Below are 14,625 nucleotides of genomic sequence, written 5' to 3'. Positions count from 1 at the left end.
CAGCAGGCAGGCCCGGCACCCTCCTACCTCACCCTTCCATTCTGGACGCCCCGCGCCCGGCAGCCCGTATCATCCCCCCATGACCACGCCTGATCTGAGTGCCCTGCTCGACCGTGACCGCGCCAACGCGGAGCTGTTCGACCTGCTGCGCATCCCCTCCGTCAGCGCCGACCCCACCCGCACGGCCGACATGGCCGCCACCGCCGAGTTCCTGCGCGCCAAACTGACGGGCCTGGGCTTCACGGCCCGCATCGACCCGACCGCCGGGCATCCCGTCGTGTACGCCGAGCGCCTGAACGCCCCCGGTCAGCCCACGGTGCTGATCTACGGCCACTACGACGTGCAGCCCGAGGCGCCCCTGGAGGAATGGGTCACGCCGCCCTTCGAGCCCACCATCCGGGACGGGCGCATCTACGCGCGCGGCAGCACCGACGACAAGGGCCAGGCGTACGCACACGTCAAGGGCGTGGAACTGCTGCTCACGCAGGGCGAACTGCCCGTGAACGTGAAATTCCTGCTCGAAGGCGAGGAGGAGATCGGCAGCCCCAACCTTGAACCGTACCTGCGCGACCACGCCGGGGCACTGAAAGCCGACGTGATCGTCATCAGTGACGGGAGCCGCTTCGCGCCCGACGTGCCCACCATCACCTACGGCGTGCGCGGCCTCAGCTACGTCGAGATTCACGTCCAGGGCGCCAACCGCGACCTGCACAGCGGCAGCTACGGCGGCGCCGCCCCCAACCCCATCAATGCGTTGGCGGAGATCATCACGCGCCTCAAGGACGACCAGGGCCGCGTGACCATCCCCGGCTTCTACGACGGCATTGACGACCTGACCGACACCGAACGTCAGATGTGGGCCGACCTGCCCCACGACGACGCCGCGTTCGCCGCCAGCATCGGCGTGCCCGCCCTGCCCGGCGAAGCCGGCTACACCACCCTGGAACGCCTGTGGGGCCGCCCCACTCTCGACGTGAACGGCATCTGGGGCGGCTACCAGGGCGAAGGCAGCAAGACCGTCATCGCCGCCAAGGCCGGCGCGAAGGTCAGCATGCGCCTCGTCCCCGGACAGGACCCCGAACGCATCACGCAGCTCATCACCGAGTACGTGCCCACCCTCGCGCCCGCAGGCACCACCGCCGCCGTCCACCCGCACCACGGCGGCCGCCCCTTCAAGTTCGACCTGAACAGCCCCTACAACCTCGCCGCGAACCGCGCCCTGAAGCGCGTCTTCGGCCGCGAAGCCGTGTTCGCCCGCACCGGCGGGAGCATCCCGATCGTCGCCGCGTTCAACGACCTCCTGCACGCCCCGGTCCTGTTCGTGGACCTCGGCCTGAACGAGGACGCCCCCCACAGCCCCAACGAGAGCTTCGCCGTCAGCGATTACCACAACGGCATCCTCACCAGCGCCTACCTCCTCCAGGAACTCGGCGCGCAGACCAGCACCGAATGAACCTCGGCTTTCTCGCCTCGCACGGCGGCAGCGCCGCGCGGCACCTCGTCGAGGCCTGCCGCGCGGGCGACCTGAACGCCACACCGGTCGCGCTGGTCAGCAACAACAGCCGCTCCCCGGCCCTCGCCTGGGCGCGCGAGGCGGGTCTGACCGTCGCGCACCTCAGCAGCGCCAAACACCCCGACCCGGACGACCTCGACGCCGCCCTCCTGGACGTTCTGGTCGGGGCAGGCGCGGACACGCTGGTCCTCAGCGGCTACATGCGTGAACTCGGGCCGCGCGTCCTGACGCACTTCGCGGGCCGCCTCGTGAACATCCACCCCAGCCTCCTGCCCCGCCACGGCGGACGCGGCATGTACGGCGACCGCGTCCACGAGAGCGTCCTCGCCAGCGGCGACGCGGAGAGTGGTGCCACCGTCCACCTCGTCACTGCCGGCATCGACGAAGGCCCTATCCTCGCGCAGGCCCGCGTGCCCGTCCTGCCCGGCGACGACCTCGCCAGCCTCAAGGCCCGCGTGCAGGCCACCGAAGGCGACCTCATGCTGCGCGCCGTCCGCAGCCTCGCGTAGGACAGGGGAGGGGCATGAAACGGAAAGTCTTCGACCTGCGCGAGTGGCCGCGCGTCACCCGGCACACCCAGACTGTCCTGCACGTCCCCGGGCACGTCATCGTGGATTTTGTGGCGCACGACGTCATACGGCCCCTCGACGTCCCCATCCCCGGACGGGACGGACTGCGGCGCGTGCTCGACAGCGGTTACCGCTGGGTGCGCGCCCACCCCACCACCGGGGACGGCATACCCGGCAGCGCACTGACCATGCAGCTCGACGCCGCCGGGCGACCCGTGCAGTACTACATTGACCTGCACGGCGGCGAAGGCTGGCACGACAGTGGGTACCCCTGGCATGACGACCTGTACCTTGACGTGATCGGTCACCCTGCCGAACACGACGCGTGGATAGTGGACGCAACGGCCATCATTGACAGCGACGAACTCGATGACGCCGTCACCCAGGGCCTCGTCACGCCCGCCCAGGCCGACGCTACGTGGACGCACGCCCGGCAGGTGGAAGCGCAACTCCTGACAGGCACCTACTCACCTGTGGACGTCCTCAAGCGCTACCTGGAAGACCCGTACACCTGACCGCACTCACCTGAACCGACGCAGTCCCCAATTTTGCGGGCGCGTCGGTTCGCTGCTGCCCTACGCTGCGGCCGTGAAGCGTAAGGATGGCCGGTACCTCCAGTTCTTTCCCGGTGTGCAGGGTACGCAGCGCGTCTTGACGCTGCCCGAGGGCTGGCTGGTGGACGTGACGTTCACGCACGTTCCAGAGCCGCACGCGGTGACCGTTCATGGGGTCACGGTGCCTACCCTGGTCGTCGGGGCGCGCTGGCTGACGCTGGTGCCCACACAGAGGTACGCGGCGTTGCTCGTCATCCTGTACGGCGAGGCGCCCGTGTTCGCCTACGCGGACGTGTGCGCTGCCACCGGGCTGGACGAGGACGGCCTGCCCGGGCTGGACGACCTGTACCTCGACGTGCGCGCCACACTTGACCCTGAATGGAGGCCCGGCGTGCCGGAAATCATCGACACAGACGAACTTGACGCCGCCCTACACAGTGGCGAGATCACCCCAGATCAGCACGCACTGGCTTGGGCCACGGCACGTGAAGTGGAACATGAGCTGGTCCACAACACGTTCCCTCTGCTTCAGGCCATCCAGGCCTTTGTGTCGCCAGTGTCGTGACACTCATGCAGGCTGGACACGCTCCTGATGGGGCGCGCTAGGCTGGGTGCATGAGTGATTTGGTGCAGGTTCCAGAGGTCGGGTCAGACTTCCCGGCGTTCACCCTGAAGGACGCGTCGGGGCAGGCGCATTCGATGGCGGAGTATGCGGGGCGGTACGTGGTGCTGTACGTGTACCCGAAGGACGACACGCCCGGCTGCACGCGTGAGGCGTGTGATTTCCGGGATAACGCGCTGTTGCGGGAGCATGGCGCGGCGATTCTGGGCGTGAGCGCGGATGACGCGGACAGTCACGCGAGGTTCGCGGAGAAGTTCAGCCTGCCGTTCCCGCTGCTGAGTGATCCGGGCGCATCGTTCCTGCGGTCCATCGGGTCGTATGGGACGAAGAACATGTACGGGAAGGTCACGGAGGGGATCAAGCGGCAGACGTTCCTGATCGGCCCGGATGGGCGGCTGGTGAAGTCGTGGCTGGCGGTGAAGGTGGACGGGCACGCGGATCACGTGGCGGCGGCCATCGAGAAGGACCGCGCCGCGAAGGGCGGGAACTGATGGATCTGGAGGTCTTGAAGCGCGAGGCGGCCCTGCGTGCCGTGGCCCTCGTGAAGAGTGGGGACCGGGTGGGCCTGGGGACGGGCAGCACTGCGAAGTACGCCATTGAGGAGATTGGCCGGAAACTCGCGGCGGGTGAACTGACGGGCGTGGTGGGCGTGGCGACCAGCGAGGCCAGTGACGTGCTGGCCCGGCAGGTGGGCATTCCCGTGGAGCCGCTCGATCCGCGCCCGCTAGACATCGCGATTGACGGTGCGGATGAGATCGCGCCGAACCTCGACCTGATCAAGGGTCTGGGCGGGGCGCTGCTGCGCGAGAAGCTGACCGAGGTGCAGGCGCGGCGGTTCGTCGTGATCGCCGACCACACGAAGGTCGTGGGGCAGATTGGCGAGAAGTCCGCGCTGCCCATCGAGATCGCCCGCTTCGGGTTCCTGAGCACCATCGAGCGCCTACGCGCCATCCTCCCGTCGGGGCGGCTGCGGCAGCCCGGCGCGCAGCCGTACGTGACGGACAACGGCAACTACATCTTCGACGCGCAGATTCCCGCCGGGACGGACATCGCCTCGCTGGAACGCCAGCTGAAGGGCACGCTGGGCGTCGTGGACACGGGCCTGTTCCTGGGCATGGCCGAGCGGGCGTTCGTGGCCGCCCCGGACGGCGTGACCGAACTGACGCCCCGCTGAGCGGCCTGAGCGGCACTCCGCCTTCCTACGCTCCTCCCCTTGATGGGGGAGGCTGGAAGGGGCCGACTCCTTGACCACCCGTTACGCGTTCTGGCGTAGCGGGTGGCGGCGTTTTGGGTGCTGGCGTACCCTGGGGCATCATGACGGGCACTCAGGCGGGTGGGGTGGGGGACGCGGCGGTGCGGGTGCGTGACCTCCGCAAGGGGTACGTGGTGCACGAGAAGGAGCCGGGGTTCCTGGGCAGCCTGCGGTCGTTCGTGAGCCGCAAGTCGCGGGTGGTGGAGGCGGTGCGGGGCGTGTCGTTCGATCTCGCGCCGGGCGAGGTGGTGGGGTTCCTGGGGCCGAACGGGGCAGGGAAGACCACAACCCTGAAGATGCTGTCGGGGCTGCTGCACCCGTCGGGCGGGGAGGTGCGCGTGGCGGGTTTTGAGCCAGGGCGGCGCGAGAACGCGTTCCTGCGGCAGATCACGCTGGTGATGGGGCAGAAGCAGCAGCTCATCTGGGACCTGCCGGCGCTGGATTCGTTCCTGGTGAACCAGGCGATCTACGAGATTCCAGACGCTGAGTTCCGGGCGACGATGGCCGAGTTCACGGAGGTGCTGGGCCTAGACGGCATTCTTAAGAAGCAGGTGCGCAAGCTGTCGCTGGGCGAGCGCATGAAGTGCGAGCTGGCGGCGGCGCTGCTGCACCGCCCGAAGGTGCTGTTCCTGGACGAGCCGACGATCGGGCTGGACGTGAACATGCAGGAGTCGGTGCGGGCCTTCGTGCAGGACTACAACGTGCGGTATGGGGCGACGGTGATGCTCACGAGTCATTACATGGCGGACGTGACCGCCCTGGCGCGGCGCATCCTGGTGATCGACCGGGGTGAGGTGGTGTTCGACGGGGACCTGGCGCGGCTGGCCGAGCAGGGTGGCGGTGGGAAGACTGTGCGCCTGCAACTGCGCCGCCCCGCGACGGCAGAGGAGCTGGGCCGCTTCGGATCGGAGGTGCGCGTGGATGGCCTGAGCGCCGAACTGACCGTGCCGCGCGCGCTGGTCAGTGAGCGGGCGGCGGCGCTGCTGGCGGGGCTGGACGTGGCGGACCTGACGGTGGAGGATCCGAGTATCGAGAGCGTGATGGCGTCCCTGTTCGGCGCGCGGGCCGGTCAGCCGGAACGCACCCCGGAGCCCGCGTGAGGGCGCTGGCGTTCAAGGCGCGGGTACTGTTCGCCACGCGCTTCGCGGAGATGGCCGAGTACCGCGCCGAGGTCGTCATCTGGATGCTGTCGGGCACGCTGTCCCTGGTCATGATGCTCGTGTGGATGGCGCAGGCCGCCGCCGCGCCCGGCGGGCAGATCCGCGGGTACAGCGCGCCGGAGTTCGCCACGTACTTCCTGTCCACGTGGTTGGTGTCGCAGCTGCTGGTCGTGTGGGTGTCGCACGAACTGGACTTCCAGATCCGGCAGGGGACTCTGTCGCCGCAGCTGCTGCGCCCGGTAGATCCCATGTGGCTGCACGTGGCGTCTCACGTCGCCGAGCGGCTGGTGCGCATCGTGCCGCTGCTGGTCATGGTGGGCGTGTTCACGTGGCTGTCGGGGGCGTCGTTCACGCGCGAGTGGTGGGCGTACCCGGCGGCGCTGGGGCTGGCGGCGCTGGGCTTCAGCGTGCGCTTCCTGTACGAGTACGCCATTGGCCTGCTGGCCTTCTGGACCGAGAGCAGCGCGTCCTTCCAGGAGGTCGTGTGGCTGGTGTACGCCGCGCTGGGCGGCATGTTCGCGCCGCTGGCCTTCTACCCCGAGTGGGTGCAGCGCGTGGCCGTCTGGACGCCCTTCCCGTACATGTTGGGCCTCCCCGCGCAGCTCCTGGCGGGCAAGGCCACGCTGGCGCAGGCGGGGCGCGGCGCGCTGGTGCTCCTCGTGTGGGTGGCGGTGTTCTGGGTGGTCCGCCTGATCGTCTGGCGCGTTGGCCTGCGCAAATACGGCGCGGTGGGCGCATGAGGGGGGCCGTTGATGGTCAACAGTTGATGGTTGATAGAGAAGGTCTGAAGTTTGTCCATCAACTATCAACCATCATCCGTCAGCCCGCCCGGAGGGCCGAGTGAAGCGGTACCTGCGCCTCGTGCGCATCTTCTTGGGGGCGACGCTGTCGGCGCAGCTGGAGTACCGCGCGAATTTCCTGGGCGCGGTGCTGGCCAGCCTGGGTGAGGTGGGCGTGGCGCTGCTGGGGATCAGCATTCTGTTCGGTCAGCCGGGCGTGACGCAGGTGGGCGGCTGGTCGTTCCGGGAGGCGCTGCTCGTGACGGGCTTCTTCATGCTGACCGAGGGCGTGATCAGCGTGTTCATCCAGCCGAACATGTCGAAGATCGCGGAGGCCGTGCGGACGGGGAACATGGATTTCACATTACTCAAGCCCATTGATGCGCAGTTCAACGTGAGTACCCGGAACCTGAACGTGCTGCGTTTCCCGGACCTGCTGATCGGCCTGGGCCTGATCGGGTACGCGGCGTCCGGGCTGGAGGTCAGCGTGGGCGGGGCGCTGGCGGCGGCGGTGCTGTACGGGTCGGCGGTGGTGATCGTGTACTGCATCTACCTGGGCCTGAGCACGACGGCGTTCTGGTTCGTGAAGACGCAGAACGTCACGGAACTGTTCAGCGGGGTGTTCGGCGCGGCGCGCTTCCCGGTGGCGGCGTTCCCGGTGCCGGTGCGGTTCGTGCTGACGTTCGTGCTGCCTGTGGCGTTCATCACGACGGTGCCCGCGCAGGCGCTGACGGGCGCGCTGGGTGGAGGGCTGGCGTCCCCGCTGATCGCGGCGGCGCTGCTCCTGGCAACGCGGTGGTTCTGGCGGTACGCGGTGGCTAGTTACACCAGCGCGAGCAGCTGATGGCGGACCTGTCGGCCCGCTGGGCGGCGCTGGGCCTGCCGCGCCCGCGCTCGCAGCCCCTGACGGAGGGGGCGCGGGCGCGGCAGGCGCATCTGGCGGAACTGCGCGACGTTAGTGGCCCCAGCGAGGCCGTGCGGGCCGGGGCGGAATTCTCGGGCGAACGCTGGCTGCGCTCTGACCTGCTGGGCGTGCGCCCCTGGCTGGCGCCCGACACCCCCGCGCGGGAGGTCGTGCCGGCGGTGCTGCGCGCCGAGTGGACGGGCTTCCTGGCCCTGCTGGGCGACCACGGCCCCTGGGTATACGTGCCGGACGTCCGGGCCCTACAGGAGCTGTCCGGAGCGTACGCGGCGCTCGTGACCGCCGCTCGCACCGCGCCGGAGTCCGAGGTGCTCCTCGCGGCCGAGCAGGGGCACGCGCTGGGCGCGGACCAGAATCTGCTCGTGCGGCTGGAGGCGACGCCCTACCGCCAGCCTACCCGCCCTGGTGCGGACGCCGCACGGTTACGCCATCTGGAACTGGCCTTCTGGACGCTCGCGGGGGCGCAGGCGCAGCAGGCGCGCGCCCGCTGGCAGGCGCGCCGCTGACATTCTGGACGCTGACGCGCGCCCACTCTCAGGGACGCGTGAACGGGGCGGGACTGGCGCGGACCGCGCACGCGGGCCTAGATTCGACGCATGACTGACGGCCCCCTCCTGTTCCAGCCGCTGAAACTCCGCGGCGTCACGCTGCCCAACCGCGTGGTCGTGTCTCCCATGTGCATGTACTCCGCGCAGGGCGGGCTGGCCAACGACTTCCACCTCGTGCACCTGGGGCAGTACGCGCTGGCCGGGACGGGCCTGATCTTCACGGAAGCCACCGCCGTCAGCCCGGAAGGCCGCATCAGCCCCGAGGACCTGGGCCTGTGGGAGGACCGGCAGATCACCCCGCTGGGCCGCGTGACGGACTTCGTGCATGCCCAGGGCGGACTGATCGGCGTGCAGCTGGCGCACGCCGGCCGCAAGGCCAGCACCTACGCCCCATGGCGCGGACGCGGCGCCGTGCCGCCCGAACGTGGCGGCTGGGACGTGATCGGCCCCGACAGTACCGCGTACAACGACGTGTTCCCCCAGCCGCACGCCATGACCGCGGAGGACCTCGCGCGGCTGGTCGCGGACTTCCGGCAGGCCACCCGCCGCGCCGAGATCGCGGGCTTCGACGTGGTCGAAATTCACGCCGCGCACGGCTATCTGCTGCACCAGTTCCTCTCCCCGCTGGCGAACAGCCGCACGGACGAGTACGGCGGCAGTTTCGAGAACCGCATTCGCCTCCTGCTGGAGGTCACGCGCGCCGTGCGCGAGGTCTGGCCGCACCACAAGCCGCTGTTCGTGCGTCTGAGCGCCACTGACTGGGCGCCTGGCGGCTGGGACGAATCACAGACCGTGGTCCTGGCGGGCCTGCTGGAACGCGAGGGCGTGGACGCGCTGGACCTCAGCAGCGGGGGCCTGACGCCGGACCAGCAGATCACGCCCGGTCCCGCCTACCAGACGCCGTTCGCCGCGCAGGTGAAGGTCGCTGTGCCCGACCTGACGGTCATGACCGTCGGCATGATCGACACGCCAGAACGCGCCGAGGGCATCCTGCGCAACGGGGACGCTGACCTGATCGCCCTGGCCCGCCCCATGCTGGGCGACCCCCACTGGGTTCAGGCTGCCGCCCGCGACCTGGGTGCCGAACCGGCCCTGGCCGCCCCGTACCATCGGGCGCAGCGGACCACCTGACCCACGCCCCGAACGGGGAGCCGGGTGAGTCAGGTCCCCCGGCCGCCTTCCAGGTTCTCCCCTTGAACCGCGTAAATCCGGGGTGTCCAGAACGCCGCGTCAGGACAGGCGGTACCTGCTTCATCTGAGGCAGTTCGCCCGGGCGCCCCCGGTCCAGCCGGGACTCACGTCAGGCGAGGCCGGGCAGGCGCCGCTCGAACACCAGGCCCTGCGGCGTGCCCGCCAGCACGACCGGACTGATGACCGGCACGTTCAGCAGGGACAGCCGCACGTGCCCCGACTCATCGGTGCGCTGCACGGCAGCGGCAATGGCCGCCACCTGCCACGACTGGTGATCCGCGAGGATCAGCGCGGCCAGTTCAGGCAGGCCGTCCTCGAGTTCCAGGCTGATCACGGCCGCCTGCACCTGCTGCCGCAGGGGCCGGATCTGCCCGGGTTTCTCCAGCGGTCCGCCGACCAGCAGCCACCGCCCGCCTACCCGGGCCAGGGACACGCTGGGCACGCCCCGCAGGCGGCTCAGTTCGTGCGTCAGGCTCTCCGCGCCCGGCGTGGTGATCAGCACGTCCACCTCGGGCAGCGCGGAACTGAAGTACCCCGCCACGTTCACCCGGTCCCGGTACGGCAGGATGCTCAGGCGGGAATGAACCGCCTCGGCGCTGGGCAGCACCTCGGCGATGGCCGTGCGGAACGAGTCGAGCATGAACGGGCCCTCCAGCGGAATCAGACAACGACGGAACGAACAGTGCGGACAACCACCCCTCATCTTCCACTGCCAGCGGTGAAAGCGGTCTTCACCCCAGGTTCAGGCAGTGGGTGCCCCCACGGCGCATGGGCGGAGAAGGCCCGGGAACCCCGCCGGGGACACCCGCGATCCTGGCGCCGCGCGGGGCGTAGGGTGACGGGGTATGCAGGCCACTCTGAGCACCACCACCCGCCACGCCGCCGCGATCGCGGTGGCCGTGACCGCCGGGCACTTCATCAACGACGCGTACAGCGCCATGCTCACGCCCCTCACGCCCGCCCTGCAGGCCAAGTACGGCGTCAGCATCGCTGCCGTGACCTTCCTGGGCAGCGTGTACTCCCTGACCAGCAGCGTCCTCCAGCCCGTGCTGGGCATCATCGGCGAACGCCTCGACCGCCGCTACGCCGCCGCGCTCGGCCCACTGATGACTGGCATCGGCCTGACCCTGATGGGCTTCGTGCCGTGGTTCGGGGCGCTCGTGCTGCTCGTCGCGGTGGCGGGCTTCGGCAGCGGCTTCTTCCACCCCGCCGGGGCCGCGTACGTCGCGCAGCACAGCCCGCCCGACAAACGCGGCCTGTGGGCCAGTCTGTTCAGCGCGGGCGGCACCGCCGGCATGGCCCTCGGCCCCGTCTTCGCGGGCGTGGGCCTGACGCACCTGCCATGGTTCGCGCTGATTGGGGTCGTGATCGCCGCGATCACCTTCGCCGTCACGCCCAGCGGCGTGCAGAAGGCCAAACGGATTCCCCTGCGCGACTACGCGGGCATCTTCCGTGGGCCCCTGGTGTGGCTGTGGGCCATGGCCGTTCTGCGCTCGCTGGCCAGCATGGGGTACAACGCCATGCTGCCCTTCATGCTCCTCGCCCGGGGTTTCGGCGCGCGCGAGGTCGCCATCACGCTCGCCGTGTACTCCGTCGCCAGCGCCATCGGCGGCATTGTCGGTGGCCGCCTCAGCGACCGCGTGGGCCGCGTGACCGTCCTGCGCGGCGCGATCCTCACCACCATCCCCTTCTTCGCGCTGCTGATCCTCTCCAGCCCCGCCCACTGGTGGTTCTACCCCCTGACCTTCATTGTGGGCGCCGCCGTGAACGCCAGCATCCCCGTGGGCGTCGTCACCGCGCAGGAGTACGCCCCTGGCCACGTCGCGGTCGCCAGTTCGATCATGATGGGCTTCTCGTGGGGTTTCGCGGGCCTCCTCGTGTTCCTCGTGGGCGCGCTGGCGGACGCGACCAGCCCCACCACCGCCGCGCTGGCCGCCCTGAGCCTCCTGATTCCCAGCGCGATCATCGCCGCGCGCCTGCCCGAACCGCAGAAGGTGCAGTTCAGCTGAAAGATGGACGGCAGGAGGTCGGACCGATGAGCACCATGACGGCGTGTCCGACCTTCAACTGCTCCTTCATCCCCTTCTGCTGTACCTTGGCGTTCCGCTCCTGACCTGCCCGCTGACCGTTCGGCGACGACGCCTCTGGCTTCGCGGGCGGCCCCGGTGGTGGGGGCACGTCGTCGTCCCGGTTCATTACGCCGCCTGCCTGCTCCTGCTGCCGATGCTGATCATGTGGGTTGAAACCTGGTGGGATGTCCACTACGGGAGTTGCGCTGCACTCACGGCGCCGAACTTCCCTGGGCTCTGCTGGGGCGATCTGCAGCTGAGTCTGTGGTTCTGGTGCTGGATCGGCGGGTTGCTCACTGTGGCGGGTCTCATCGGCCGGGCGGCTTTCCGTTCCCTACAGCCTCGGGTCGATGAGCCTTCAGTCACGCGAGACTGAGGGTCTGCGCTTCCTGCGCGCGGACGGCGTCCATGACGAGCTTCAGGGCCTCGCGGCGCTGGGCGGGGTCGGGGATGTTCAGGCTGACGATCAGTTCGTCGGCGGCCGTGTCGTGGGCCAGGGCGTGCAGGCGCGCGGCGACCGCGCCGGGATCACCGATGATGGCGCGGCGGCGCATGCTGTCAGCCAGGGCGCGCTCCTGCGGGGTGTACGGGTACGCTTTCGCCTCGGCGACGGTGGGGTAGGGGGCGCTCTCGCCCCTTGTGAGGCGCAGGAACATCAGGCCGAGTGGCAGGCTGAGTTCCTCGGCTTCCTCGGCGGTGGGGGCGGTGACGACGCTCGCGGCCACGAGGACGCGCGCCTGCGGGAACGCGTCGGACGGCTCGAAGGCGCGGCGGTACGCGTCGGCGGCGGCGCGGGCCTGCGCGGTGTCCGGGTTGATGTGCCACGCGAACGCCAGACCCGCCCCGGCCTTGGCGGCGACGTGCGCGCCGTAGCCGCTGCTGCTCAGAATCCACAGCGGCGGGAACAGCCCCTCGCCGGCCGGGGCCGCCACGGTCCCCGCGAAGGGGTGCCCGGCGGGGTACCGCCCGGTGCCGAAGGCCATCAGGTCCGAGAGTTGCCGCTCGAAGGACTCCTCCATCAACCCCTGCGCGCCCCTTAGCGCGCGGGCCGTGCGGCCGTCCGTGCCCGGGGCGCGGCCCAGGCCCAGGTCCACGCGGTCCGGCGCGAGGGCCGACAGCAGCCGGTAGCCTTCCGCCACACTGAGGGGCGCGTGGTTGGGGAGCATCACGCCGCCCGAGCCCAGGCGGATGCGACTGGTACGCTGCGACGCGGCCGAGAGCACCGCCAGCGGCACGCTGGACGCCAGCGCGCCCATGTTGTGATGCTCGGCCACCCAGTACCGCTCGTATCCGGCGTCCTCGGCGGCTTTCGCGTACGCCAGGGCGGCCTCCACTGACTCGGCGGCGCTGGACCCCAGCGGTACGGGCACGAGATCAAGCACGGACAGGGGCAGGGGAGAGGGAACGCTCATGCCCGGCAGTGTGCGCCCCCCCGCGCGGGGAGAAGCTGTGCGTGGTCACGGTAGGTCAGGTGACGGATGCCTGCCGGGCCTGGGCCTGTCAGAGTCAGCGCATGCTGATCGTGCTGGCCGGAGCGTCCGGCGTTGGAAAGACCAAGCTGCTGCTGCACCTGAAAGGCGCCTGCCCGGAGATCGACTGGCACGACTTCGACGAGCGGTGGCGGGGTGGTGGGACAGCCGAGCGGCAGCAGCTGACCGATGAGTGGATCCGGGCCTCTCTGGGCACGGGGCGGACTCTCGGGCTGCTCGGACCGTGTCCGCTGGGTGAGGTACTGGCCGCCCCCTCGATGCCCGCCGCGGCGCTGGTGCGTCACGCCCTGCTGGACGTCGGCGATGTCGAGCGCATCACTCGCCTGCGGACGCGCGGCGACGGGCAGGACACGCAGGATGTCCTGAACTGGTCGGCGTGGCTGCGCCTGCACCACCACGACCCGCTGTGGCGCCCGGACGTGATCACGCAGGGAGGATGGCCGGACATGAAGTGGGACCGCTGGCTGACTGGACACCGCAGCGGATGGCCTGCACCCACACTGGACGTGTCAGGGCTGAGCCCGGCGCGCAGTGCGGCGTTGATCCGGCGCTGGCTGACTGGGTGACGCGGGGGTGCGGGGCACACCCCTAGCCCTCTGCACCCCCGCGTCCGGTTGATCCTGCCCACCCGCCTCTATCCTGGGCCCCATGAGGGCAGGTCAATGAACAACGAGATTCCCGTGCAGACCCTGGGCGGTCAGGGCGAGGTGATGGCGCACGCCGTGGACGCCTGCGTGCACTGCGGCTTCTGCCTGCCCGCCTGCCCCACGTACGCGCTGCTGGGTGACGAGATGGACAGCCCGCGCGGCCGGATCGTGCTGATGAAGGAGGTGCTCGAAGGTGGCCTGCCGCTGGCGGACGCCGCGCCGCACCTTGACCGCTGCCTGGGCTGTCAGGCGTGCGTGACCGCCTGCCCCAGTGGCGTCCCGTACGGCGAACTGATCACGGCGTTCCGGGGCTGGAGTGAACCGCAGCGTCAGCGCAGTGCGTTCGACCGCTCGAAACGCTGGGCGATCCTCAAGGCCCTCCCCGCCCCGAAGCTGTTCAGTGTGGCGGCGCGCGTGGGGCAGTTCGCCAAGCCGCTCGCGCCGGTGCTGCCCGCCGCGCTACGCGGTCCGCTGGACCTGCTGCCGGAAACCGTGCCCGCCATGCAGCCCAGCCCGAAGGTCACGCCCGCGCGCGGCGTGCAGCGGGGCCGGGTGGCGTTCCTGGTGGGCTGCGCGCAGCAGGCGCTCGCGCCGAACTTCAACGCGGCGACCCTGCGGGTGCTCGCCCGCAACGGCATCGAGGTCGTCATTCCCGACGGGCAGGGCTGCTGCGGCGCCGCCGCGCTGCACACCGGCGCGCGGGACGAGGCGCTGAAACTGGTGCGCGCCAACTTGGACGCCTTCCACCCCGACGATTTCGACGCGATCCTCTCGAACGCCGCCGGGTGCGGCGCGGGCCTCAAGGAGTACCCGATGGTCCTGCACGGCGAGCCCGACGAGGCGCGCGCAAAGGCCTTCGCGGCGAAGGTCATGGACATCAGCGAGTACCTGAATACGCTCCTCCAGCACGGCGAACTGGAACCCCCGGTGCCCGCCAGTCGCCCGCTGACGGTCGCGTACCACGACGCCTGCCACCTCGCCCACGCGCAGGGCGTCCGCGCCGCGCCCCGCGCCCTGCTGCGCGCCATCCCCGGCGTCACCGTGCTGGAGGTCCCGGAAGGCGACCTCTGCTGCGGCTCGGCGGGCACGTACAACCTCGAACAGCCCGAACTGGCCGGGCAGCTCGGCGCGCGCAAGGCGAAGAACATCCTCTCCACCACGCCCGACCTGATCGCCAGCGGGAACATCGGCTGCCACACCCAGATCCAGAGTCACGTGCGCCGCCAGGGCAGCCCCACGCCCGTCCTGCACACCATCGAAATCCTCGACCGGGCGTACCGGGGGGAGCTGTGAAGGTCGATGGGAGATG

17 protein-coding genes are annotated in these 14,625 nt (G+C 70.2%); 14 read left to right on the top strand and 3 right to left on the bottom strand.

Annotated features, from left to right (window positions below; genetic code table 11):
* The first annotated feature begins 79 nt into the window (after positions 1 to 79).
* From IEY63_RS03340 to IEY63_RS03290, 11 genes are all read left to right on the top strand, one after another.
* On the top strand, positions 80 to 1,453 hold the full coding sequence (locus IEY63_RS03340) for a dipeptidase (protein WP_189067519.1): 1,374 nt from the start codon (positions 80 to 82) through the stop codon (positions 1,451 to 1,453).
* Entirely contained in the window at positions 1,450 to 2,022 is a 573-nt protein-coding gene (gene purN, locus IEY63_RS03335; RefSeq protein WP_189067518.1) for a phosphoribosylglycinamide formyltransferase, read from the top strand. Before IEY63_RS03340 ends, purN begins: the two co-directional genes overlap by 4 nt.
* A 14-nt stretch (positions 2,023 to 2,036) precedes the next feature.
* Positions 2,037 to 2,597, top strand: coding sequence for a DUF402 domain-containing protein (locus IEY63_RS03330; RefSeq protein ID WP_189067517.1), 561 nt, complete (start codon positions 2,037 to 2,039; stop codon positions 2,595 to 2,597).
* A gap of 73 nt (positions 2,598 to 2,670) precedes the next feature.
* Positions 2,671 to 3,201 (top strand): DUF402 domain-containing protein, encoded by a 531-nt coding sequence (locus IEY63_RS03325; protein WP_189067516.1) that lies wholly within the window; start codon positions 2,671 to 2,673, stop codon positions 3,199 to 3,201.
* 50 nt (positions 3,202 to 3,251) lie between these two features.
* Positions 3,252 to 3,749, top strand: coding sequence for a thioredoxin-dependent peroxiredoxin PrxQ (gene prxQ / locus IEY63_RS03320; RefSeq protein ID WP_189067515.1), 498 nt, complete (start codon positions 3,252 to 3,254; stop codon positions 3,747 to 3,749).
* Positions 3,749 to 4,432: a ribose 5-phosphate isomerase A gene (gene rpiA, locus IEY63_RS03315; protein WP_189067514.1), complete on the top strand. Its 684-nt coding sequence runs from the start codon at positions 3,749 to 3,751 to the stop codon at positions 4,430 to 4,432. Before prxQ ends, rpiA begins: the two co-directional genes overlap by 1 nt.
* A gap of 140 nt (positions 4,433 to 4,572) precedes the next feature.
* Positions 4,573 to 5,610, top strand: a complete 1,038-nt coding sequence (locus tag IEY63_RS03310) for an ABC transporter ATP-binding protein (RefSeq protein ID WP_189067513.1) — start codon at positions 4,573 to 4,575, stop codon at positions 5,608 to 5,610.
* Between the two features lie 50 nt (positions 5,611 to 5,660).
* A complete protein-coding gene (locus tag IEY63_RS03305) occupies positions 5,661 to 6,410 on the top strand; it encodes an ABC transporter permease (protein WP_110832335.1) in 750 nt (249 codons plus the stop codon).
* A gap of 100 nt (positions 6,411 to 6,510) precedes the next feature.
* Positions 6,511 to 7,293: an ABC transporter permease gene (locus IEY63_RS03300; protein WP_189067512.1), complete on the top strand. Its 783-nt coding sequence runs from the start codon at positions 6,511 to 6,513 to the stop codon at positions 7,291 to 7,293.
* Positions 7,293 to 7,877, top strand: a complete 585-nt coding sequence (locus IEY63_RS03295; RefSeq protein WP_189067511.1) for a hypothetical protein — start codon at positions 7,293 to 7,295, stop codon at positions 7,875 to 7,877. Before IEY63_RS03300 ends, IEY63_RS03295 begins: the two co-directional genes overlap by 1 nt.
* 90 nt (positions 7,878 to 7,967) lie before the next feature.
* Positions 7,968 to 9,050 (top strand): NADH:flavin oxidoreductase/NADH oxidase, encoded by a 1,083-nt coding sequence (locus IEY63_RS03290; RefSeq protein ID WP_189067510.1) that lies wholly within the window; start codon positions 7,968 to 7,970, stop codon positions 9,048 to 9,050.
* 169 nt (positions 9,051 to 9,219) lie between these two features.
* Here the strand turns inward: IEY63_RS03290 and IEY63_RS03285 are convergent, their stop codons facing one another.
* Positions 9,220 to 9,750 carry a hypothetical protein gene (locus tag IEY63_RS03285; RefSeq protein ID WP_189067509.1) on the bottom strand — a complete coding sequence of 177 codons (531 nt, stop codon included), beginning with the start codon at positions 9,748 to 9,750 and terminating at the stop codon, positions 9,220 to 9,222.
* Positions 9,751 to 9,955: 205 nt separating this feature from the next.
* Between IEY63_RS03285 and IEY63_RS03280 the strand changes: the two genes are divergently transcribed.
* Positions 9,956 to 11,119 (top strand): MFS transporter, encoded by a 1,164-nt coding sequence (locus tag IEY63_RS03280; protein ID WP_189067508.1) that lies wholly within the window; start codon positions 9,956 to 9,958, stop codon positions 11,117 to 11,119.
* Here IEY63_RS03280 and IEY63_RS03275 read toward each other — a convergent pair.
* Positions 11,112 to 11,306, bottom strand: a complete 195-nt coding sequence (locus IEY63_RS03275) for a hypothetical protein (RefSeq protein WP_189067507.1) — start codon at positions 11,304 to 11,306, stop codon at positions 11,112 to 11,114. The genes IEY63_RS03280 and IEY63_RS03275 overlap by 8 nt on opposite strands.
* A gap of 235 nt (positions 11,307 to 11,541) precedes the next feature.
* Positions 11,542 to 12,591 carry an LLM class flavin-dependent oxidoreductase gene (locus tag IEY63_RS03270; RefSeq protein ID WP_189067506.1) on the bottom strand — a complete coding sequence of 350 codons (1,050 nt, stop codon included), beginning with the start codon at positions 12,589 to 12,591 and terminating at the stop codon, positions 11,542 to 11,544.
* A gap of 101 nt (positions 12,592 to 12,692) precedes the next feature.
* Between IEY63_RS03270 and IEY63_RS03265 the strand changes: the two genes are divergently transcribed.
* Together IEY63_RS03265 and glcF are read left to right on the top strand one after the other, a co-directional pair.
* The gene (locus IEY63_RS03265; RefSeq protein WP_189067505.1) at positions 12,693 to 13,235 is read left to right on the top strand and encodes a hypothetical protein; all 543 of its coding nucleotides are present in this window, start codon (positions 12,693 to 12,695) and stop codon (positions 13,233 to 13,235) included.
* A gap of 96 nt (positions 13,236 to 13,331) precedes the next feature.
* Positions 13,332 to 14,609 (top strand): glycolate oxidase subunit GlcF, encoded by a 1,278-nt coding sequence (gene glcF / locus IEY63_RS03260; RefSeq protein WP_189067504.1) that lies wholly within the window; start codon positions 13,332 to 13,334, stop codon positions 14,607 to 14,609.
* The last annotated feature ends 16 nt before the right edge of the window (positions 14,610 to 14,625 follow it).

It is taken from the genome of Deinococcus radiotolerans (assembly GCF_014647435.1).
Classification (GTDB): domain Bacteria; phylum Deinococcota; class Deinococci; order Deinococcales; family Deinococcaceae; genus Deinococcus; species Deinococcus radiotolerans.
Note: the sequence above shows the minus strand (reverse complement) of the source record. Positions and strands in the feature narration are given on the sequence as shown.